Annotated in this window: 22 protein-coding genes; 21 read left to right on the plus strand and 1 reads right to left on the minus strand. The window is 62.6% G+C overall.

The window, feature by feature from the left end:
- The first annotated feature begins 189 nt into the window (after positions 1–189).
- Entirely contained in the window at positions 190–627 is a 438-nt protein-coding gene (trxC, locus tag NPS46_RS12445) for a thioredoxin TrxC (RefSeq protein WP_274107522.1), read from the plus strand.
- A gap of 50 nt (positions 628–677) precedes the next feature.
- Here the strand turns inward: trxC and NPS46_RS12450 are convergent, their stop codons facing one another.
- On the minus strand, positions 678–1451 hold the full coding sequence (locus tag NPS46_RS12450) for a ParA family protein (RefSeq protein WP_274107524.1): 774 nt from the start codon (positions 1449–1451) through the stop codon (positions 678–680).
- 350 nt (positions 1452–1801) lie between these two features.
- Here NPS46_RS12450 and NPS46_RS12455 point away from each other — a divergent pair, with 350 nt between their 5' ends.
- Genes NPS46_RS12455 through NPS46_RS12550 form a run of 20 tightly spaced genes read left to right on the plus strand, consistent with a single transcriptional unit; the run spans position 1802 to position 19779 of the window.
- Positions 1802–2521 (plus strand): beta-ketoacyl synthase chain length factor, encoded by a 720-nt coding sequence (locus NPS46_RS12455; RefSeq protein ID WP_274107526.1) that lies wholly within the window; start codon positions 1802–1804, stop codon positions 2519–2521.
- Positions 2497–3309, plus strand: a complete 813-nt coding sequence (locus NPS46_RS12460) for a lysophospholipid acyltransferase family protein (RefSeq protein ID WP_274107528.1) — start codon at positions 2497–2499, stop codon at positions 3307–3309. Before NPS46_RS12455 ends, NPS46_RS12460 begins: the two co-directional genes overlap by 25 nt.
- Entirely contained in the window at positions 3284–3550 is a 267-nt protein-coding gene (locus NPS46_RS12465) for a phosphopantetheine-binding protein (protein WP_274107530.1), read from the plus strand. The genes NPS46_RS12460 and NPS46_RS12465 overlap by 26 nt, the downstream gene beginning before the upstream one ends.
- A gap of 9 nt (positions 3551–3559) precedes the next feature.
- Complete coding sequence (locus NPS46_RS12470) at positions 3560–3814, plus strand: acyl carrier protein (protein ID WP_274107531.1); 255 nt, start codon at positions 3560–3562, stop codon at positions 3812–3814.
- The gene (locus tag NPS46_RS12475) at positions 3811–4356 is read left to right on the plus strand and encodes a hypothetical protein (RefSeq protein ID WP_274107533.1); all 546 of its coding nucleotides are present in this window, start codon (positions 3811–3813) and stop codon (positions 4354–4356) included. The genes NPS46_RS12470 and NPS46_RS12475 overlap by 4 nt, the downstream gene beginning before the upstream one ends.
- On the plus strand, positions 4353–6023 hold the full coding sequence (locus NPS46_RS12480) for an acyl-CoA synthetase family protein (RefSeq protein ID WP_274107535.1): 1671 nt from the start codon (positions 4353–4355) through the stop codon (positions 6021–6023). The genes NPS46_RS12475 and NPS46_RS12480 overlap by 4 nt, the downstream gene beginning before the upstream one ends.
- Positions 6016–6750: a glycosyltransferase family 2 protein gene (locus NPS46_RS12485; RefSeq protein ID WP_274107537.1), complete on the plus strand. Its 735-nt coding sequence runs from the start codon at positions 6016–6018 to the stop codon at positions 6748–6750. Before NPS46_RS12480 ends, NPS46_RS12485 begins: the two co-directional genes overlap by 8 nt.
- Complete coding sequence (locus NPS46_RS12490; RefSeq protein WP_274107538.1) at positions 6747–7691, plus strand: glycosyl transferase; 945 nt, start codon at positions 6747–6749, stop codon at positions 7689–7691. The genes NPS46_RS12485 and NPS46_RS12490 overlap by 4 nt, the downstream gene beginning before the upstream one ends.
- A complete protein-coding gene (locus NPS46_RS12495) occupies positions 7672–9216 on the plus strand; it encodes an HAL/PAL/TAL family ammonia-lyase (protein ID WP_274107540.1) in 1545 nt (514 codons plus the stop codon). The genes NPS46_RS12490 and NPS46_RS12495 overlap by 20 nt, the downstream gene beginning before the upstream one ends.
- Entirely contained in the window at positions 9209–9634 is a 426-nt protein-coding gene (locus NPS46_RS12500; RefSeq protein WP_274107542.1) for an acyl-CoA thioesterase, read from the plus strand. Before NPS46_RS12495 ends, NPS46_RS12500 begins: the two co-directional genes overlap by 8 nt.
- A complete protein-coding gene (locus NPS46_RS12505; protein ID WP_274107544.1) occupies positions 9631–10239 on the plus strand; it encodes an outer membrane lipoprotein carrier protein LolA in 609 nt (202 codons plus the stop codon). The genes NPS46_RS12500 and NPS46_RS12505 overlap by 4 nt, the downstream gene beginning before the upstream one ends.
- Positions 10229–12565 (plus strand): MMPL family transporter, encoded by a 2337-nt coding sequence (locus tag NPS46_RS12510; RefSeq protein WP_274107546.1) that lies wholly within the window; start codon positions 10229–10231, stop codon positions 12563–12565. Before NPS46_RS12505 ends, NPS46_RS12510 begins: the two co-directional genes overlap by 11 nt.
- The gene (locus NPS46_RS12515; protein ID WP_274107548.1) at positions 12559–13728 is read left to right on the plus strand and encodes a sodium:proton antiporter; all 1170 of its coding nucleotides are present in this window, start codon (positions 12559–12561) and stop codon (positions 13726–13728) included. The genes NPS46_RS12510 and NPS46_RS12515 overlap by 7 nt, the downstream gene beginning before the upstream one ends.
- Entirely contained in the window at positions 13715–14962 is a 1248-nt protein-coding gene (locus tag NPS46_RS12520) for an NAD(P)/FAD-dependent oxidoreductase (RefSeq protein ID WP_274107549.1), read from the plus strand. Before NPS46_RS12515 ends, NPS46_RS12520 begins: the two co-directional genes overlap by 14 nt.
- Complete coding sequence (locus NPS46_RS12525; protein ID WP_274107551.1) at positions 14959–15693, plus strand: class I SAM-dependent methyltransferase; 735 nt, start codon at positions 14959–14961, stop codon at positions 15691–15693. Before NPS46_RS12520 ends, NPS46_RS12525 begins: the two co-directional genes overlap by 4 nt.
- Entirely contained in the window at positions 15690–16175 is a 486-nt protein-coding gene (locus tag NPS46_RS12530; RefSeq protein WP_274107553.1) for a DUF3261 domain-containing protein, read from the plus strand. Before NPS46_RS12525 ends, NPS46_RS12530 begins: the two co-directional genes overlap by 4 nt.
- Positions 16172–17371 carry a beta-ketoacyl-[acyl-carrier-protein] synthase family protein gene (locus tag NPS46_RS12535; protein WP_274107555.1) on the plus strand — a complete coding sequence of 400 codons (1200 nt, stop codon included), beginning with the start codon at positions 16172–16174 and terminating at the stop codon, positions 17369–17371. Before NPS46_RS12530 ends, NPS46_RS12535 begins: the two co-directional genes overlap by 4 nt.
- A complete protein-coding gene (locus NPS46_RS12540) occupies positions 17368–17832 on the plus strand; it encodes a hotdog family protein (RefSeq protein ID WP_274107557.1) in 465 nt (154 codons plus the stop codon). Before NPS46_RS12535 ends, NPS46_RS12540 begins: the two co-directional genes overlap by 4 nt.
- Positions 17825–18553, plus strand: coding sequence for a 3-oxoacyl-ACP reductase FabG (gene fabG, locus NPS46_RS12545; protein WP_274107559.1), 729 nt, complete (start codon positions 17825–17827; stop codon positions 18551–18553). The genes NPS46_RS12540 and fabG overlap by 8 nt, the downstream gene beginning before the upstream one ends.
- Positions 18553–19779, plus strand: a complete 1227-nt coding sequence (locus NPS46_RS12550) for a beta-ketoacyl-ACP synthase (protein WP_274107560.1) — start codon at positions 18553–18555, stop codon at positions 19777–19779. The genes fabG and NPS46_RS12550 overlap by 1 nt, the downstream gene beginning before the upstream one ends.
- The last annotated feature ends 7 nt before the right edge of the window (positions 19780–19786 follow it).

Below are 19786 nucleotides of genomic sequence, written 5' to 3' on the forward strand. Positions count from 1 at the left end.
TGCGATACGAATTAATGGACCGATGGTTCACCCTGAGTTAAGGCTAGGGCAGAAGCGTGCCTGCGACGGGCAAAGGTATAAGGGAATATAACCTGGCGTTTGGGGCGGACCCGCGCAGGAGCCCTTGATTATCCGGGCCTTCAACACCAAATAGACTGCATCCATGACTGATTCAAGCGGAGCCTGACAATGGCCGACCCCCTGCTGATTCCCTGCCCTCACTGTAACGGCCTCAACCGCCTTCCCGCCGAGCGCCTGGCCGACCATCCCAAATGCGGTCGCTGCAAGCGCGAAGTCCTGCTGAGCCAACCCTTTGAGCTCAATCAGGCCAGCTACGCGAGCCAGATCAAGGGCGATCTGCCGTTACTGGTGGACGTGTGGGCCGAGTGGTGTGGGCCGTGCAAATCCTTTGCGCCGGTTTTCGCCCAGGCCGCCACGCAGTTGGCGGGCAAGTGCCGCCTGGCCAAGCTCGATAGCGAAGCCAACCAGCAACTGTCGGGGCAATTGGGGATTCGTTCGATTCCCAGCCTGATCGTGTTCAAGAACGGCCGGGAAGTGGCGCGCCAAAGTGGTGCATTGCCTCTGACGCAACTGCTGGCCTGGCTGCGCAGCCAGGGCATCGCCTGACGCCAGGCCTCTGAAGGAGCGCTCGCTGGCGAGCGCCCTGCGGACCGACGTTAAGCGTTGTCTTCCAGCAAGTTGTGCAGCTCGACGAACTGCAGCGTCAGCTTGTGCCGTGGATCGAAATGAATCAGCGGCCGGCTCGCTTCATGGGACTCGCGCATCTTGATCGAACTGCCCAGGTACACCGGCAACACCGGCAAGCCTTCGGCAATCAACTCATCGAGCATCTGCTGCGGCAGGCTGGCGCGTGCCTGGAACTGGTTGACCACGATGCCTTCAACTTCCAGGCCTTCATTATGGTCTTCCTTGAGTTCCTCGATCTCCGCCATCAACCCATACAACGCCTGACGCGAAAAACTATCGCAATCAAAGGGAATCAGCACACGATCGGCGGCGATCAGCGCTGAAACCGCGTAAAAATTCAGGGCCGGCGGGGTATCCAGGTAAATGCGGTCGTAGTCTTCAGCCAACTCGTCGAGCAACTTACGCAACTTGTTGATCTTGTGCTTCGCCTCAAGCTTGGGCTGCAGGTCTGCCAGCTCGGCCGTGGCGGTAATCACATGCAGATTGTCGTAGGGGGTTTCGTAGATATCGACTTTGTTCTTCTTGGCGAAAGGCCCGGAAGACAGCGTCTGCTTGAAGAAATCGGCGATGCCCATGGGGATATCCTCGCCGGTCAGGCCGGTGAGGTACTGGGTGGAGTTGGCCTGGGCATCAAGATCCACCAACAGGGTGCGATAGCCCTCGCTGGCGCTGACTGCCGCCAGATTGCAGGCGATGCTCGACTTGCCTACGCCACCTTTCTGATTGAACACCACGCGCCGCATGAAAAAACCTCCGTGTATCAATGAATGACCGAGTGTAGAGGGCGAAGGCTTGGGTTTGCTACCTCATTGGCCCAAGCGCAACCAATAAGTGGAAACCTGCCCGAGACGTCGGCTAAAAAGCAGGAAATAGTCGACAAACAAAAATACACATTCACCAGGAAAATACTCATTTCCGTATACAAGAACCCATTTGTAAACTTAATCGCTTAAAAAAGACTCATCTGTTTGCTAGGAACTCGTCACACCACGATAATGCGCGCCACTCGGTCATTGGGCCGCGCCAGGGTTGGCATTTGTTCCTCGTCCAACCGCAGTAGGAAAGACAGCCCCCAGGGCCGGGATAAACCTCAGTGATCAATTTCAACATCGCCCAATGGCGCGCCTGGGGACCGGGACTAGAAAGTGCGGACGACTGGCGGGCCTGGTGCCAACAACCCCGGTCGATACAGCCGACCGATGCCGCTCCCGATGTGTCGTTCCTACCTGCCATCCAGCGCCGCCGCCTAAGCCGCCTGGCACGCATGGCCTTCAGTGTGGGCTGGCCGCTGGCAGAGGGCTATCAAGCATTGCCCTTGGTGTTCGTCTCTCGGCATGGCGAAACCCCACGGACCTTTGAGATCCTCAGCGACCTGGCCGCCGAACAGCCGCTGTCGCCGACCCAGTTCAGTCTTTCGGTGCATAACGCGATCATTGGCCTGTGGTCGATCATTCACGGCGAAACCAGTGAGATGACCGCTATCGCGGCGAATGGTGACGGCCTTGAACACGGCATGCTCGAGGCCGCGGCCCTGTTGGCCGAAGGCGCCCCGGCCGTGCTGCTGGTCGTTGCCGAAGAGCAACCGCCAGCGGCCTACCGCGCCTGGATCCATGACGTGCCCTTCCCTTACGCCGTCGGCCTGTTGATAACCGCGGGCGACCAATGGCAACTGACACTGAGCCCGACCCGTGAAGGGCTCGCCCCCGCAACGCAACCTCATGCCCTGAGCTTGCTGCAAACCCTGCTTGGTCAGAAGACCAACTGCCAACATGCCTGGAAGCATCGCGTATGGAACTGGCAACGCAAGCCCTGACCAAAGGCCGCGACGCCTACTACTGGCGCCTGCTGGCTACTGCCCTGAGCTTTGCCCTGTTTGGGCTCGGTGGCCTCTGCCTGCGCCTGATCATTTTCCCACTGCTGAGCTGCTTGCCCGGCGATGCCCAAAGCCAGCGCCGCCGGACGCGACAGACGGTCAGCCGGCTGTTCTGGCTGTTTATCCGCTTCATGGCCCGTACCGGTGTCCTGACGTATGAGGTCCAGGGCGCGGAAAACCTCGGGCGCCCAGGGCAGATGATCATCGCCAATCACCCTTCGCTGATTGACGTGGTATTCCTGATAGGGCTGGTCCGCAATGCCAACTGCGTCGTCAAGCAGAGCCTCTGGCACAACCCCTTTACCCGCGGACCGGTGCGCTCCACCGAATACATCAGTAACGACGGCAGCCTGGAGATGCTCGATGCCGCCGCCAACGCCCTGCAAACCGGGCAGACCCTGATTATCTTTCCCGAAGGCACCCGCACTCAGCCCGGCCAGCCACCCGCCTTTCATCGCGGCGCGGCCGCCATTGCATTACGCGGTGCAAAAATCATCACCCCGGTGGTCATACAGGTCAGCCCGACCACGCTAACCAAGGCCGAGCCGTGGTATCGCATCCCCCAGCAGCGGGTGCATTTCAGTATTCGCGTCGGGGCCGATATAGCCCCCCAAACATTCACCGCAATGGGGCCACCGCCACAGGCCTCGCGCAAACTCAACGACTACCTGCATCAATACTTCATTAAGGAGCTCGCCCTAGATGAGCGATCACACCCTGCACCTTGAAATCAAACAACTGATCATCGATGCCCTCGGACTCGAAGACATCAGCGCCCAGGACATCGAAGACGACCAACCCCTTTTCGGTGACGGCCTCGGCCTGGATTCGGTGGACGCCCTCGAGCTCGGCCTGGCGATCCAAAAGCGCTACGGCATAAAAATAGATGCCGACGCCAAGGATACCCGTGATCATTTTTCCAGCGTGACCAGCCTTGCGGCTTTCGTCACGGCAAAACAGCCAGCTTGAGGCCGCAACATGCAAACCCGTGAAGATATTTTCAATACCCTGCGCGATGCTCTGGTTGAGCTCTTCGAACTGGAGCCCGAGCGCGTCAGCCTTGATAGCAATCTGTATCAGGACCTGGAAATCGACAGCATCGATGCCGTCGACCTGATCGACCATATCAAGCGCCAGACCGGCAAGAAGATCGCCGCCGAGGAGTTCAAGTCCGTGCGCACGGTCAGCGATGTGGTCGAAGCGGTTTACCGCCTGGTCAATACCGACGCATGACTCGTCTGATTGGTCTTGGCCTACTGCTCGCGGGCCTGATGTACCCCTTTGCGGTGTACTTCGGCATCGAACATTTTGCCCCCTGGCAATTCGGGCTATTGCTCGGTGGCCTGTGGCTCGCCCGCGCCCTGTACGGCGAACGACGCCCCGCCAGCCTGTGGATGGCCAGCGCCGCCATTTCTTTCTGCCTGCTGCTCGCGCTGGTCGACAGCCCCTGGCTGTTGCGCTGGTACCCGGTCCTTATCAGCGTACTGATGCTCGGGCTGTTCGGGCTGAGCCTGCACTACGGTCCGCCGATGGCCGAACGCCTGGCTCGCTTGCGCGAACCAGAGCTGCCCGCTGTAGCCATTCGCTATACCCGCCGGGTAACCCAGGTCTGGAGCCTGTTTTTTCTGCTCAATGGCCTAATCGCCGCCGCCCTGACCCTCTGGGCGCCGCTGAGTTGGTGGACGTTGTACAACGGCCTGATTGCCTATGGCCTGATGGGACTGTTGTTTGCCATTGAATGGCTAATACGACAACGCGTAAGAGGCCGCGTATGAAATGGATAAAGCTTGAGCACCTATTGCTCGAGACTGTTGCGGGACGCGCCGTCACTCGCCATCCCGAACTGGATCACGACACGCTGCGCGATAGGGCGTTGTGCCTGGCCGGCGGGCTACAGGCGCGCGGGATCACGCGCGTGGCCGTGTACCTGGACGATTCCGCCGAGCTGGCCATTACCCTGCTTGGCACCTGGCGCGCGGGCGCCAGTGTTTTGCTACCAGCCGATCTTCAGGCGCAAACTCGCCAGCGCTGGGCTGGCGATGTCGACGTATGGCTGACCGACAGCGCCGCTCTCGAAGCACTCTATGGCGCACCGTTGAGCCCGGCCGCGCTCGACCTCGATCACTGCGGCCTAAGCCTGTGTACATCGGGATCCAGCGGTGAACCCAAGCGCATCGACAAGACGCTGCGCCAACTGGCCAACGAGGTCCAGGCCCTTGAACAGCTCTGGGGGCCCGATCTGGGCCCGGCCTGCATCATTGCCAGCGTCGCGGCCCAGCATATCTATGGCCTGTTGTTCCGAGTGTTGTGGCCCCTCTGCGCCGGCCGCCCCTTCGTACGCCGGCAAATGGCATTCCCCGAAGACATGCAGCGCGCCAGCCGCGACTACCCCGACTTCGTCTGGATCGCCAGCCCCGCACTGCTCAAGCGTATGGGCGACAATCTTGACTGGCCTGCACTCAGCCAGGTACGGCGGGTATTTTCCTCCGGCGGCGCCCTGCCTCCCGAGGCCAGCCTTGCCTTGCAACAACGCCTGAAGCAATGGCCCACGGAAATCCTCGGCAGTTCGGAAACCGGCGGCATTGCTTGGCGCCAGGGCACGGTCCTGTGGCAGCCGTTTGCCGATATCACGCTGAGCCAGGACAGCACGAACGCCCTGCGCGTGGCCTCGCCCTACCTGCCGGCCGGGCATATCGAACAGACCGCCGACGCGGTCCGCTTCGAGGCCAATGGCCAATTCGAGCTACTTGGCCGGTTGGACCGCATCGTCAAGCTGGAAGAAAAGCGCATTTCCCTGCCCATGCTCGAACAGGCGCTAACGCTCCACCCCTGGGTCGAGGAAGCACGCCTGGGCGTTATCCAGGGCTCCCGCGCGTCACTCGGCGCTCTGCTTGTACCCAGCCAAAGCGGCTTGCTGGCCCTGCGCAATCAAGGTCGGAAAGTGCTGACCCAGACACTGCGCCAGCACCTGAGCGAACACTGTGAAGCCCTCGCCCTGCCTCGGCGCTGGCGTCTACTGCGGCAAATGCCACTCAACAGCCAAGGCAAGCTACCGCAGGCCGAAGTCGAGGCGTTGTTACTCGCCCCAAGGCCCAAGACCCCGGAAGTCGTGCAACAACGCGAGACCGACGGCGAGTGGCAACTCAGCCTGGCGATCCCCCCGGACCTGGCCTATTTCAGCGGGCACTTCCCCGGGACTCCGGTTCTACCAGGCGTCGTCCAGGTTGATTGGGCCCTGCTCCTGGGCCGCTCACTGTTTGCGCTGCCCGCCAACTTTGCCGGGATGGAAGTGTTGAAGTTCCAGCAACTGGTTCGCCCTGGCGACCGTATCGAGCTGAGCCTGCGCTTCGAGCAGGCACGCAATAAGCTCTACTTCGCCTATCGCAGCGCCAGCGGTCCGTGCTCCAGCGGACGTATCGTTCTGGAGCACACCCATGCATAAGCCCTGTGCCGTGATTCCGGTCTACAACCATGAAACCGCCGTGCCTGCGGTAGTCCAGGCCCTGCTCGATGCGGGGTTACCCTGTGTACTGGTGGACGATGCCAGCAGCCCGAATTGCCGTGCCGTACTGGCGCAACTGGCCAGCGCTGAACGCGTTTTTCTCGTCACGCTGACGGTTAACCAGGGTAAGGGCGGCGCGGTCATGGCCGGGCTGCGCGAGGCATCACGCCTGGGTTTCAGCCACGCCCTACAGGTGGACGCCGACGGCCAGCATGACCTGGACGATGTCCAGACCTTTGTCCAAGCCTCCCGCGCGCAGCCCCAGGCCCTGATCTGTGGCTACCCGCAATACGATGCCAGCGTGCCCAAGGGACGTCTCTATGCCCGCTACTTGACCCATATCTGGGTCTGGATCAACAGCCTGTCGCTACAGATTCCCGACTCCATGTGCGGTTTTCGGGTCTATCCGCTGCCGCCGGTGCTGGCGCTGATCAATTCGGCGAAGCTGGGCAAGCGCATGGATTTCGACCCGGAGATTCTGGTCCGCCTGGCGTGGCGTAACCAGCCGATGCAGTGGCTGCCAACACGCGTCCACTACCCACAGGACGGGCTCTCGCACTTTCGTTTGTTCCACGACAATGCCCTGATTTCCAGTATGCACACGCGGCTGTTCTTCGGCATGTTGCTGCGCATGCCCAGCATCCTCTGGCAACGGTGGCGCCCATGAGCCTTGATCCAAAACCGGCACATTGGGCTGACCACCAGGAACGAGGCAGCTTTTGGCTGATGAAGCTCACGGCCTTCGGCGTCAAACTGCTGGGCCGTAGGGTACTGAGCCCGATCCTGCACGGCATCGTCCTCTACTTCTTCCTGTTTGGTCGCCAGGCCCGCCATGCCGCCTGGGAGTATCAACAGCGTCTCGCCGACTGGAGCGGCCAACCAGCCCTGCGCCCTACCCATCGGCGGGTCTTTGGCCAGTTCAGGGCATTTGCCGACGCCCTACTCGACAAGCTCGATGTCTGGAACGGCAAGCTCAACATTGATCAGATCGAAATCATCGACCCGGCGCTACTGCGCCACCAGCTTCGCAGCGAACGCGGACAGATGCTGGTGGGCGCACACTTGGGAAACCTGGAAGTGTGCCGTGCGCTGGCCGAACTCGGCGAACAGGTGACGATGAATGTACTGGTACACACCAAGCACGCAGAACGCTTCAACCGTCTGCTGGGCGAAGCCGGAGCGACCAATCTGCGCCTGATCCAGGTCAGCGAACTGGACCCCGCGATCATGCTCCAGCTCAGCCAGCGCCTGGATCGTGGTGAATGGCTGGCCATCGCCGGCGACCGCGTCCCCCTGCATGGCGCACGCAAAGTCCGGGTCGACTTTCTCGGCCACCCAGCCGCCTTTCCCCAAGGGCCCTGGCTTCTGGCTGGGCTACTGAAGTGCCCGGTCAACCTGCTGCTGTGCCTCAAGCAAAACGGTCGCTACCAGGTGCTACTAGAACCCTTCGCAGACGCCATCGAATGGAAGCGCAGCGAGCGTGAACACGTGATCGCCCAATGGGCCGGGCGCTATGCCCAGCGCCTGGGCGAATATTGCCTGCAAGCCCCCCAACAATGGTTCAATTTCTACCCTTTCTGGAAGACCGATGACGACGCATCCGCTTGAGCCGGTAACCTTCGGCGAACTCCCGCTGCGCATCGAGGACGTGCTGGCCCTGGCCAATCGTCAGGTGCCCACGCAACTGCAAAATGATTCTGCATTTCGTCAGCGCATCGCCAAGGGCGCGCAGTTCCTCGACTCATTGCTCGATCGAGAAGGCGTGATCTATGGTGTCACGACCGGCTATGGCGACTCCTGCGTGGTCGCCGTGCCGCTCCAGCATGTCGAGGCCCTTCCTCGCCACCTGTACACGTTTCACGGCTGCGGCCTGGGCAAGTTGCTCGACGCCCAGGCCACGCGCGCAGTACTGGCGGCACGCTTGCAGTCGCTGTGTCACGGCGTCTCCGGCGTGCGGGTCGAATTGCTTGAACGTCTGCAGGGGTTTCTAGAACAGGACATCCTGCCGCTGATCCCCGAAGAAGGCTCGGTCGGCGCCAGCGGTGATCTGACGCCACTGTCCTATGTCGCCGCAACGCTGTCGGGGGAGCGCGATGTGCTGTTTCGTGGCGAGCGCCGAACCAGTGCCGATGTCCATCGCGAACTCGGTTGGGACCCGCTGGTACTGCGCCCCAAGGAAGCCCTGGCGCTGATGAACGGCACCGCGGTGATGACCGGCTTGGCCTGCCTGGCTTTCGCCCGGGCCGACTACCTGCTCAAATTGGCGACGCGCATCACGGCCCTGAACGTGGTCGCATTGCAAGGCAACCCGGAGCATTTTGACGAACGTCTGTTCGCTGCCAAGCCCCATCCGGGGCAGATGCAAGTCGCGGCCTGGTTGCGCCAGGACCTGGCCATCGATGCCCCCTCCGCCCCATTGCATCGCCTGCAGGACCGCTACTCGCTGCGCTGCGCCCCCCATGTACTCGGTGTATTGGCCGACAGCCTGGGCTGGCTGCGCGGCTTTATCGAGACCGAACTCAACAGCGCCAACGACAACCCCATCATCGATGCCGAGGCCGAGCGCGTGCTGCATGGCGGGCATTTCTATGGCGGGCATATCGCCTTTGCCATGGACAGCCTCAAGACGCTGGTCGCCAATGTCGCCGACCTCCTCGACCGGCAGTTGGCGCTGCTGGTGGACACCCGCTACAACCATGGCCTGCCGAGCAACCTGTCGGGGGCCAGCGCCGAGCGGGCGATGCTCAACCACGGCTTCAAGGCCGTGCAGATTGGCACCAGTGCCTGGACGGCCGAAGCGCTGAAAAATACGATGCCGGCCAGCGTGTTCTCGCGCTCCACCGAATGCCACAACCAGGACAAGGTGAGCATGGGCACCATCGCTGCTCGCGATGCGATTCGCGTGCTGGAACTGACCGAGCAAGTCGCCGCCGCCACCCTGCTGGCCGCCCATCAGGGCGTCTGGCTGCGTCGCCAGGCGCCAGATGCGCCCCCTTTGCCGGCAGCACTGGCGGCCATGCACGAAGCCCTCGCCAGGGATTTCGCTCCGGTGATCGAAGACCGCGCCCTGGAAGGCGAACTACGCCTGTGCCTGCAACGTATCAGCGAGCAACACTGGAGGCTGCATGCGTAGTCGTGGAGTGCTGCATGTCGACACCCAGATCCTCGTGCCGTTTTTCGACGTCGACAGCATGCACGTGGTCTGGCACGGCCATTACGTCAAATACCTGGAAGTCGCGCGATGTGCGCTGCTCGACCATCTCGGCCACAACTACACGCACATGCTGGAGTCCGGCTACGCCTGGCCGGTCATCGACCTGCAACTGCGTTATGTACGCGGTGCGGTATTTGGCCAGACCATCGTTGTGCGGGCCAACCTGGTGGAGTGGGAAAGTCGCCTGAAGATCAATTACCTGATCAGCGACCTGGCCAGCGGCGAGCGCCTGACCCGGGCCAGTTCGGTCCAGGTCGCCGTGGATATTGCCAGCCGCGAAATGTTGCTGGCTTCGCCCAAAGTGTTTGTCGATGCGGTCGAAAAGGTGCTGGCATGAAGCGCAGCGAACCGATCTGGCTACTGCTCCTGCTATGGCTGTTCAGCACTGCGGCCCAAGCCAGCACCTTCGACTTGCAGCAACTGAGCGAGCAACTGGCCAGGCCACAGGTGATCCACGGCCAATTTGTCCAGGAAAAGCACCTGCGGGCCCTGCCACAACCACTGACCAGCAAGGGCCGCTTTGTCCTGTCCAAGGACCATGGCTTGCTCTGGCTCCTCCAAACACCCTTGCAGCAGGACTACCGCATCAACGCCGCCGGTATCGCCCGCCGTGATGGCGAGCGCTGGCAGTTGCTCCCGGGCAAAAGCGCCGGAGCCGAGCAAAACCGCCTGTTTCTCGCCGTGCTGCAAGGCGACAGCAGTGGCCTGCAGCGCGACTTCGAGCTGCACCTGCAAGGCACGGCCACAGACTGGCGACTGCAGCTTACGCCGCGCTCGCTTCTGCTCAAGCAGGTGTTTACCCGAATCAATATCGAAGGCGCAGAACTGGTCCAGCGTATAGAGCTGCAGGAAACCCAGGGCGACAGCACCGTACTGCGCATGCTCGACAGCACCAGTGCGCCCTCCCTGAGCGACGCGGAGCAACACGACTTTGCTGATTGAACGCTGGTTGCCCCGCCTGTTTCTGCTCCTGCTCCTGGCCGTGCTCGCACTGGCCGGCTGGCAGTGGCGCGCTGGCGCACCGCTCTCGGCGAACCTGATGGACCTGGTGCCTGGCGACTCGCCGGACACCCTGGAGCTGCAGGCCGAGCAGCGCATGCAGGAGCCGCTGAACCGAGAAATCCTGCTGCTGGTCGGTCATGCTGATCGCGAGCTGGCCATCGCCAAGGCCAGCCAATTGAGCGAGCGCTGGCAGTCCAGCGGCCTGTTCGAAAAGGTCCAGTGGAGCCTGCAGGCCGATCTGCCGGCGCTGCGCAAGCAACTGCTCGATGGCCGCCTGGCGATGCTCGCAGCCCATGACCGCAAGCAGCTGATTGAGCAGCCCCAGCTCTTTATCCAGCAGCGGGTCCAGGCACTGTTCGACCCGTTCACGGGGTTCAGCCTGGTCCCCAGCCAGAATGACTGGCTAGGCCTTACCGGGCGGATTCAAAACAGCCAGCCACAACATGGCGCAGTGCAATTGGATATAGGCAGCGGCGCATTGATCGCCCAGGCCGACGGCAAGAACTGGGTGCTGCTACGTGCCCGCACCCGCGGCAATGCCTTTGATATGCAGCTACCGCTGCAAGTCGCGGCGCTGCTTGACAGCAGCCGCACAGAGGCCGCCCAGGCCGGCGTCCAGATCCTGGCTGCCAGCGGGCTGCTCTACGCGGCCAACGGCCAGCAACAAGCCACCCGGGAAATCACCTGGGTCGGCGGCGGCGCGACAGTCGGCATACTGCTGTTACTGCTGCTGGCATTCCACCGCTGGCGGGTCTTGCTCGCCTTTATTCCTGTACTGGTGGGCATGCTGTTCGGCGCAGTGGCGTGCGTAGCACTGTTCGGCCATATGCACGTCATGACCCTGGTACTGGGCTCGAGCCTGATCGGTGTGGCGGTGGACTACCCACTGCATTACCTGTCGAAAAGCTGGAGCCTGCGCCCCTGGAGAAGCTGGCCAGCCGTGCGCCTGACCCTGCCCGGGTTGACCCTGAGCCTGGCCACCAGTTGCATCGGGTATCTGGCCCTGGCCTGGACCCGTTTCCCCGCCCTGACCCAGATCGCGGTGTTCTCCGCCGCAGGCCTGATCGGTGCCTACCTGAGCGCCGTATGCCTGTTGCCGGCACTGCTCAACGGGGTGCAGTTGCAACCGGCACAATGGCCGTTGCGCATAGCCGAATGGCTGCTCAAGCTGCGCAGCGCTCTTGTGCACCGAATCGCTAGCCCCTGGCTGTTGCTCCTGCTTGGGCTGTTCTGCGCCTCCGGGCTCTGGCAGTTGAGTTCCAGGAACGATATCCGCCAGTGGGTCGGTGCACCGCCTCATCTGTTGGCCGAGGCCCAGGCCATCGCACGCATCACCGGGTACCAGCCGACCAGCCAGTTTTTCCTGGTTCGCGCCACCGACGAACAGCAGTTGCTGGAGCGCCTGACGAGCCTGGGCCAACGCCTCGATCCGCTCGTCGCCGACGGCAAGCTGCAGGGCTACCTGTCACTGCACCAACTGCTCAACCGCGCCGCTGACCAGCAGGCCCTGCGCGATGCCCTGCCGGGCTTGTCCCACGCCTGGCAGCCACTGCTCGATCTGGGCGTGCCCATCGACGCCCTGCACGCCGAGCTGAAACAACTGCTGGCCTTGCCGACACAAGATATCGACACCGCCCTCGCCGGGCCGCTGGCAGAACCCTGGCGTGCGCTCTGGCTCGGTCCCACCCAGGAGGGCGTTGCCGCCCTGGTCAGCCTGCAGGGCCTGGGCCACAGCGAGCTGTTGCGCAGCCAGGCGCTGAATCTGCCTGGCGTCAGGCTGGTGGATCGCCTGGGGGATCTGAATCGGGTCTTCGCCGCGACCCAAGTGAGCGCCGCCGAATTGAAACTGGCCTCCTGCCTGTTGATCGTTCTGCTGCTGATCCTGCCCTTCGGGCTGGGGGGGGCCCTGCGTATTGTCGCCCTTCCACTACTCGCGGCGCTGTGCAGCCTGGCCAGCCTGGGCTGGCTCGGCCAGCCACTGACCCTGTTCAGCCTGTTTGGCCTGTTGCTGGTCACCGCCATCAGCGTTGACTACGCGATCCTGATGCGCGAGCAGATCGGCGGAGCCGCCGTCAGCCTACTCGGCACCCTGCTGGCCGCCGCGACAACCTGGCTGTCATTCGGCTTACTCGCCATTTCCAGCACGCCTGCGGTCAGTAACTTCGGCCTGTCGGTGAGCCTCGGTCTGGCCTTCAGCTTTTTGCTCGCCCCCTGGGCTGCCCAACCCAATCAGGCCTCGGCGGCTGAAGAGGTAACACGATGCTGATCGCACTGTTCTGGTTAATGGCCCTCGCCGGCTTCGCCGTCGTGACACGTATCGGCCGGCATTGGGGCCTGATCCCGATCGTCAGCCAATTGTTGCTGGCGACCTTTGGCCTGCCGCTGCTGATGTACTTCTGGATAGAGCCACATTGGCAACTGAGCGGCGCGCAACTGGTCAGCCCGGACTGGCTGCGCACGCTCTACGGCCTGGGTTTCGCCCTGCTGCTGGGGCATATCCTCAGTGACGTGGTCGAGCTGAAGCTGGACCGCCAGAGCCTGAAGATCGCACTCCCGAGCTTCGCCGTCCCCTTTACCTGCGGGCTGGCCTGCGCCTTCTGGCTACTGCCGCAACAGCACTGGCTGAGTTCCCTGGCAGTTGGCCTGGTGTTCGCCATCACGGCCATACCGGTGCTTTATCTGTACTTGCACCATATCGGCTATCCGCCAGCGGCAGTCCGGCGCCTGGTGCAAGCGGCAATTGTGATCGACCTGATCTGCTGGAGCCTGTTCGGCCTCGCCCAAGGCAGCCTGCAACTGAGCAGCCTGTTGCTGCCGATCCTTCTAGCCTGCACGCCTCTTGTACTGCACCTGCTGCGCCAGCGACGCCCATTGACCTACAGCCTGGCCTTCTTCGGGCTACTGGTCTTCGCCGAACACTACCGACTCAACGCTCTGATCTTCGGCATCGGCTACCTGCTGTGCATGGCTTGGCTCAAGGTACCGATGGTGATGCCGCTCAGCCCGCGCTGGATGAACGCGCTACAAACCCACCTCGCCATCCCGCTGATCCTGACGTTCGGTATCGTGCAGATCAACGTCCACACGGCCATGGGCAGTCTGAGCTGGCTGCAGTTGGGCGCGCTGGTACTGCTGCCCATCGCCAGCAAGCTGCTGGGCAACTGGCTTGGCCTGAGTTGGGCCACCCCTTCGTTTGCCGGCGCCAGCCAATGGCGCGAAAGCCTGCTGCTCAATATTCGCGGCTTGAGCGAGATCGTCTTCCTCAACCTGCTGCTGCAACAACAGCTGATCAGCCCCGCGCTGTACTTCGCGCTGATGCTGATGGGCCTGCTCGCCACGCTGCTCCCAGCCCTGGCGGGCATCAATCGAATCCCTCTGCTCAACGCTTTATCGCCCACACAGGCAAGGAGCCCCAGTGCCAACCATTGAAATAGAACGCCGCCAGGTCGTGATCATCGGCGCCGGTCCATCCGGCGCTATTGCCGCCGCCCTGCTCAAACGCAACGGCCATGATGCATTGATCGTCGAACGCCAGCGTTTCCCGCGGTTCTCCATTGGTGAGAGCCTGCTTTCCCATTGCCTGGACTTTGTCGAGGAAGCAGGCATGCTCGAGGCCGTCAATGCCGCCGGCTTCCAACTGAAAAACGGCGCGGCGTTCGCCTGGGGCGAGCAGTACAGCGCCTTTGACTTTGGCGAGACCTTCAGCCGAGGCAAGCCCACCACGTTCCAGGTCCAGCGCGCAGACTTCGACAAGTTGCTGGCGGATCAGGCCGCCCTGCAAGGCGTGGAAATCCGTTATGGCGAAGAGATCGTCAGCGCCGACTTCGAGCGCCCGGCCCCCCAACTGCTAGTACAGCGCGAAGATGGCAGCCAGTACCTTCTGGAAGCCGACTTCGTGCTCGATGCCAGCGGCTATGGCCGGGTCCTGCCGCGCCTGCTCGAGCTGGAAGCGCCTTCCAGCTTCCCGGTCCGCCAAGCGGTGTTCACTCACATCGAAGACCGTATCGATTCACCGCGTTTCGAACGCGAGAAGATCCTGATTACCACCCACTCGCAGCATCGTGACATCTGGTTCTGGACCATTCCGTTCAGCAACGGCCGCTGCTCAGTCGGCGTGGTGGCCGCCGCAGAGCACTACGCTGGCCGCACGTCCGATCTCGATGCCTGCCTGCGCGACTTTATCGCCGAAACCCCGAGCCTGCAGCGGGTCCTGGCGAATGCCGTATGGGATACCCCGGCGCGGGCCATCGGTGGCTACTCGGCCAACGTCAAGACACTCCACGGCCCAGGCTTCGCGTTATTGGGCAATGCCGCGGAATTTCTCGATCCCGTGTTCTCCTCCGGCGTCACCATCGCCATGCGCTCGGCGAGCATGGCCGCAGCCGTGCTGCATCGCCAGTTACAAGGTGAAAGCGTCGACTGGCAAACCCAGTTTGCCGATCCACTCAAGCGCGGTGTCGACACCTTTCGTTGCTATGTCGAAGGCTGGTACGCCGGGACCTTCCAGGATGTGATATTCCATCCGACAAGCGCCCCTGAAATCCGCTCGATGATCAGTTCAATCCTGGCCGGCTACGCGTGGGACGAACGCAACCCCTTTGTCAGCGAACCCAAGCGGCGGCTCCGGATGCTGTCGGAAATCTGTGCGAGCGAACCGGCATGAACCAGCCCTATCTGAGCGACACCTATGTCGAGGAAACACGCTTCGGTTTCTGGTTCCTGCGCAGCCACACCTGGCAGCACCATGTGCTTCGCGTGGCGATCAATGACCTGCGCAGCCTGTTCGACGGCCCCTTGCCCCAGGCCCCGGTGCTGCTTGATGCCGGGTGCGGCCAGGGCAAATCGTTCCAGTACCTGCAACAGGTCTTCGCCCCACAGCGCTTGATCGGTCTCGACGCCGACCCGCACAGCCTGCACTTGAGCGCGGAGGAAGCCCGGCGGCGCAACCTCGACATCGAATTGATTGGCAGCGATTGCGCGACGCTTGAGGTCGCCTCCGAGAGCGTCGACGTGCTGTTCTGCCATCAAACTTTTCACCATCTGGTGCAACAGGACCTGGCCCTGAGTGAGTTCTACCGGGTACTCAAGCCCGGCGGGTACCTGCTGTTCGCGGAATCCACCGAAGCCTATATCGACACCTGGGTGATCCGCTGGCTGTTCCGCCACCCCATGCATGTCCAGAAAAGCGCCGCGCAATACCTGGAAATGATCCGCGACCAGGGCTTCGAATTCGGGCCTCAGAATGTCTCCTACCCGTACCTGTGGTGGAGCCGTTCGAAGGACTTTGGCCTGCTCGAGCGCTTTGGCCTGAAGAACCCACCCCCGGTGGGCCAGCGCCAGGAGACCCTGGTCAATGTGGTCGCCCGCAAACCGCTGGCGGGCCACGTCGAATGATGCGCATCCTGCTGTTGGCCGCGGTCCTGCTGCTGAGCGCTTGCGCCAGCCAGGCGCCGCTACCCGCACACACACCCGAGCTTGCCCTGCCGCTGCAGTTGCATATCCAGCGCAAGCAAGCCGGCCAGTGGCAGGACTGGTTGCTCGTGCTGCAACGCGAAGACGCCGGCCTGCGTTGGTCGCTGCTCGACCCACTGGGTATCCCCCTGGCCCGCCAGCGCCTGGTCGACGGTCAATGGCAGGCCGACGGTCTGTTGCCTCCCAACCCCGAGGCTCGAGAGCTGTTCGCCGCCTTGCTGTTCGCCTTGGCGCCGGCCTCCGGCCTACAGGACAACTACCCCGCGGCCCAGGAACGCAGCCACCAAAGAACTCTCGGCCAGCGCTGGCGCGTCGACTACCGCCAGCCGCTGGACTTCGACCTGGAGCTGGGCACCGACCTGCACTACCGCATCCGCCTTTTGAATACCGGGGAACACCCATGACCGCCTATCTGAATGCCCTCGGCCTTGTCTGCGCCCTGGGCCGCGACCAGAAGGAAGTGGCACGCCGACTGTTCGCCGGCGACAGCTCGGGCATGCGCACAGAGTCCGGCTGGCTGCCCGAGCGTAGCGTGCCGGTGGCTGCGGTGCCCGGCCCGCTGGCGCAGGTCCCGGTGCACCTGGCGGCACAGCGCAGCCGCAACAATCAATTGCTGCTCCAGGCGGCGCAACAGATCAATGAGCAGATCCAACACGCCATCAGCCGCTATGGCTGCGAGCGGATCGCGATCGTGCTGGGCACCAGTACCTCGGGCATCGATGAAGCCAGCCGTGGGATCGCCAGTTACCTGCGCGACCAACAGTTCCCCGACGATTATGACTACCTGCAGCAGGAACTCAGCGCTCCCGCCACCTTTCTTGCCGACTGGCTGCAGGTCAGTGGCCCGGCCTATGTGATTTCCACGGCATGCACGTCCAGCGCCCGAGCACTGATGAGTGCCCGCCGGCTACTCAACCTGGGGCTGTGCGATGCGGTGTTGTGCGGCGGTGTCGACAGTCTGTGCAAGCTGACGCTCAACGGTTTCAGTGCCCTGGAAGCCATCAGTGGCCAGCGCTGCAACCCTTTTTCGATCAACCGTGACGGCATCAATATCGGTGAAGCCGCGGCGCTCTTCCTGATGACCCGCGAAGCGAGTGATGAGCAGAGCATTGCCCTGCTTGGCGCCGGGGCCAGCAGCGATGCCCACCATATTTCCGCGCCAGAACCCAGTGGTCGCGGTGCCGCTCAGGCCATGAGCAAAGCGCTGGCCAATGCCGGCCTCCAACCCGAGCAGATCGACTACTTGAACCTGCACGGCACGGCCACCCTGCATAACGACGCCATGGAAAGCCAGGCCGTGGCCAGGCTGTTCCCCAGCCAACTGCCCTGCTCCTCGACCAAGCCCATGACTGGCCACACCCTTGGGGCGGCAGGCGCCCTGGAGGCGGCTTTCTGCTGGCTGACCCTGGCCGCGCAGAACGAGGAACACGCCCTGCCACCGCACCTCTGGGATGGCCAGGTCGACCCGACCATCGCACCACTCAACTGGGTCAAGACGGGGGATAAGCTGCCCCCTTCGACCGCACCACGACGCCTGATGAGCAACTCGTTTGCCTTTGGCGGCAATAATGTCAGCCTGATTATCGGAGAGCTCCCATGAGCCCCTGGCCGCTTGCCGAACTGCTACCCCACGCTGGCGACATGATCCTGATCGACGAGGTCCTGAGCTTCGACAGCGAGCAGATCCACACGCGCGTGCGGGTACGCCCCGGCGGTCTCTTCAACCGAGCGAACGGTGACTTACCTGCCTGGGTGGGCATCGAACTGATGGCCCAGAGTATTGCGGCCTACGCCGGGTGCCGTGCACGTCAGCAAGAATTGCCGGTAGAGCTGGGCTTTTTGCTCGGCACACGAAAATTCGAGTGCAATGTGGAACACTTTCCCAGCGGCATTGATCTGCATATCCACGCCCAACGTTCCCTGGAGGACGACAACGGCATGGGTGTATTCGAATGCCACCTGACGGGCCCTGGCGTCCATGCCACGGCACGCCTGAACGTGTTCCGTCCGCCTCAGGCCGCCGAATATCTCAATGAATCACAGGAGTCCAGCCATGACTGAATCCGTATTAGTGACCGGTTCCAGCCGTGGCATCGGCCGGGCGATTGCACTGCGCCTTGCCCGCGCGGGCCACGACCTCGTGCTGCACTGCCGTACCGGCAGGGCCGAAGCCGAAGCCGTACAACGCGAGATCGAGGCCCTCGGCCAGAAAGCCCGGATCCTGCAATTCGATGTATCCGACCGTGCTGCCTGCCGCCAGGTACTGGAAGCCGACGTCGAAGACCACGGCGCCTATTACGGTGTGGTGCTCAACGCCGGCCTGACCCGTGACGGTGCCTTTCCGGCCCTTTCCGAAGAGGACTGGGATCACGTCATGCGCACCAATCTCGACGGTTTCTACAATGTCCTGCAGCCGCTGACCATGCCCATGATCCGGCGGCGCGCGCCAGGACGCATCGTCTGCATCACCTCCGTTTCCGGGCTGATCGGCAATCGCGGCCAAGTCAACTACAGCGCCTCCAAGGCCGGCCTGATTGGGGCTGCCAAGGCCTTGGCCATCGAGTTGGCCAAGCGCCGCATTACCGTCAACTGCGTGGCCCCAGGGTTAATTGACACCGCCATGCTTGATGAGAATGTGCCCGTGCAAGACCTGTTGAAAATGATCCCCGCGCAACGCATGGGGACCCCGGAAGAAGTCGCCGGCGCGGTGAACTTCCTGATGTCCGCCGAGGCGGCGTATATCACCCGCCAGGTGCTGGCAGTTAATGGGGGGCTGTGCTGATGAAGCGCGTGGTAGTTACCGGCATGGCCGGCATTACGTCCCTGGGTAACGACTGGGCGACGATCGAGGCCCACTTCCACGCCAATCGCAGCGGTATCCGCCGCATGGACGAGTGGGATCGCTTCACCGAACTCAATACCCGCCTGGCTGGCCCGATCGATGACTTCAGCGTCCCCGCGCACTGGACCCGCAAGCAGTTGCGCAGCATGGGCCGGGTCTCACGCTTTGCCGTTGGCGCCGCCGAGCGGGCCCTGGCCGATGCCGGGCTGCTGGGCAATGCAATAATCCGCGACGGACGCATGGGCGTGGCCTGTGGCTCGTCCACCGGCAGCACCGAAGACATTAAGGCGTTCGGCAACATGCTGCTGAACTCGGTGGCAGAAGGGCTCAATGCCAACTCCTATGTGCGCATGATGCCGCACACCACGGCAGCCAATATCAGCATTTTCTTCGGCCTGACCGGACGCCTGATTCCCACGTCCAGCGCGTGCACCAGCGGCAGCCAAGGTATTGGCTACGCCTATGAAGCCATCAAGTTTGGCCGCCTGCCGTTGATGCTTGCCGGTGGTGCCGAAGAACTGTGCCCCACCGAAGCCATGGTCTTCGATGCGTTGTATGCCACCAGCCTGAAGAACGATGCCCCGCAAACCAGTCCACGGCCTTATGACAGCGGTCGCGATGGCCTGGTGATCGGTGAAGGCGCTGGCATGCTGGTGCTTGAAGAGTTGGAACATGCCCTCGCCCGAGGCGCCCATATCCATGCGGAACTGGTCGGCTTTGGCAGCAATGCCGACGGCCAGCACACCACCCGCCCCGAGCAGCTCACTATGCGGCGCGCCATGGAGCTGGCGCTCGAAGACGCCGGCTTGAGCCCTTCGGCCATTGGCTACGTCAATGGGCATGGCACGGCCACCGAGCAGGGTGACATCGCCGAGACACAAGCCACCAGCGATCTGTTCGGCAAACGGATGCCCATCAGTTCGCAAAAAAGCTTTCTCGGACACACCCTCGGCGCTTGTGGCGCCCTGGAGTCCTGGTTCAGCATCCAGATGCTCAACCAGGACCGCTACATCCACACGTTGAATCTCGATGAGGTCGATCCGCGTTGCGGCGAACTGGATTACCTGCGTGGAGAAGCTCGGCAGATGAGCCACGAATACGTGATGAATAACAACTTTGCCTTTGGCGGCGTCAACACTTCACTGGTGTTCCGCCGCTGGTCCTGATTTCACC

This window comes from Pseudomonas putida (assembly GCF_028682395.1).
Classification (GTDB): domain Bacteria; phylum Pseudomonadota; class Gammaproteobacteria; order Pseudomonadales; family Pseudomonadaceae; genus Aquipseudomonas; species Aquipseudomonas putida_AB.

Bases quoted from the DNA above. Each gene is read 5' to 3' on its own strand.
- NPS46_RS12505 (WP_274107544.1), top strand. From the start codon at position 9,631: ATGAAGCGCAGCGAACCGATCTGGCTACTGCTCCTGCTATGGCTGTTC.
- NPS46_RS12550 (WP_274107560.1), top strand. From the start codon at position 18,553: ATGAAGCGCGTGGTAGTTACCGGCATGGCCGGCATTACGTCCCTGGGT.
- trxC (WP_274107522.1), top strand. From the start codon at position 190: ATGGCCGACCCCCTGCTGATTCCCTGCCCTCACTGTAACGGCCTCAAC.
- NPS46_RS12465 (WP_274107530.1), top strand. From the start codon at position 3,284: ATGAGCGATCACACCCTGCACCTTGAAATCAAACAACTGATCATCGAT.
- NPS46_RS12450 (WP_274107524.1), bottom strand. From the start codon at position 1,451: ATGCGGCGCGTGGTGTTCAATCAGAAAGGTGGCGTAGGCAAGTCGAGC.
- NPS46_RS12470 (WP_274107531.1), top strand. From the start codon at position 3,560: ATGCAAACCCGTGAAGATATTTTCAATACCCTGCGCGATGCTCTGGTT.
- NPS46_RS12475 (WP_274107533.1), top strand. From the start codon at position 3,811: ATGACTCGTCTGATTGGTCTTGGCCTACTGCTCGCGGGCCTGATGTAC.
- NPS46_RS12530 (WP_274107553.1), top strand. From the start codon at position 15,690: ATGATGCGCATCCTGCTGTTGGCCGCGGTCCTGCTGCTGAGCGCTTGC.
- NPS46_RS12515 (WP_274107548.1), top strand. From the start codon at position 12,559: ATGCTGATCGCACTGTTCTGGTTAATGGCCCTCGCCGGCTTCGCCGTC.
- NPS46_RS12460 (WP_274107528.1), top strand. From the start codon at position 2,497: ATGGAACTGGCAACGCAAGCCCTGACCAAAGGCCGCGACGCCTACTAC.
- NPS46_RS12525 (WP_274107551.1), top strand. From the start codon at position 14,959: ATGAACCAGCCCTATCTGAGCGACACCTATGTCGAGGAAACACGCTTC.
- NPS46_RS12490 (WP_274107538.1), top strand. From the start codon at position 6,747: ATGAGCCTTGATCCAAAACCGGCACATTGGGCTGACCACCAGGAACGA.
- NPS46_RS12495 (WP_274107540.1), top strand. From the start codon at position 7,672: ATGACGACGCATCCGCTTGAGCCGGTAACCTTCGGCGAACTCCCGCTG.
- NPS46_RS12480 (WP_274107535.1), top strand. From the start codon at position 4,353: ATGAAATGGATAAAGCTTGAGCACCTATTGCTCGAGACTGTTGCGGGA.
- NPS46_RS12500 (WP_274107542.1), top strand. From the start codon at position 9,209: ATGCGTAGTCGTGGAGTGCTGCATGTCGACACCCAGATCCTCGTGCCG.
- fabG (WP_274107559.1), top strand. From the start codon at position 17,825: ATGACTGAATCCGTATTAGTGACCGGTTCCAGCCGTGGCATCGGCCGG.
- NPS46_RS12485 (WP_274107537.1), top strand. From the start codon at position 6,016: ATGCATAAGCCCTGTGCCGTGATTCCGGTCTACAACCATGAAACCGCC.
- NPS46_RS12535 (WP_274107555.1), top strand. From the start codon at position 16,172: ATGACCGCCTATCTGAATGCCCTCGGCCTTGTCTGCGCCCTGGGCCGC.
- NPS46_RS12540 (WP_274107557.1), top strand. From the start codon at position 17,368: ATGAGCCCCTGGCCGCTTGCCGAACTGCTACCCCACGCTGGCGACATG.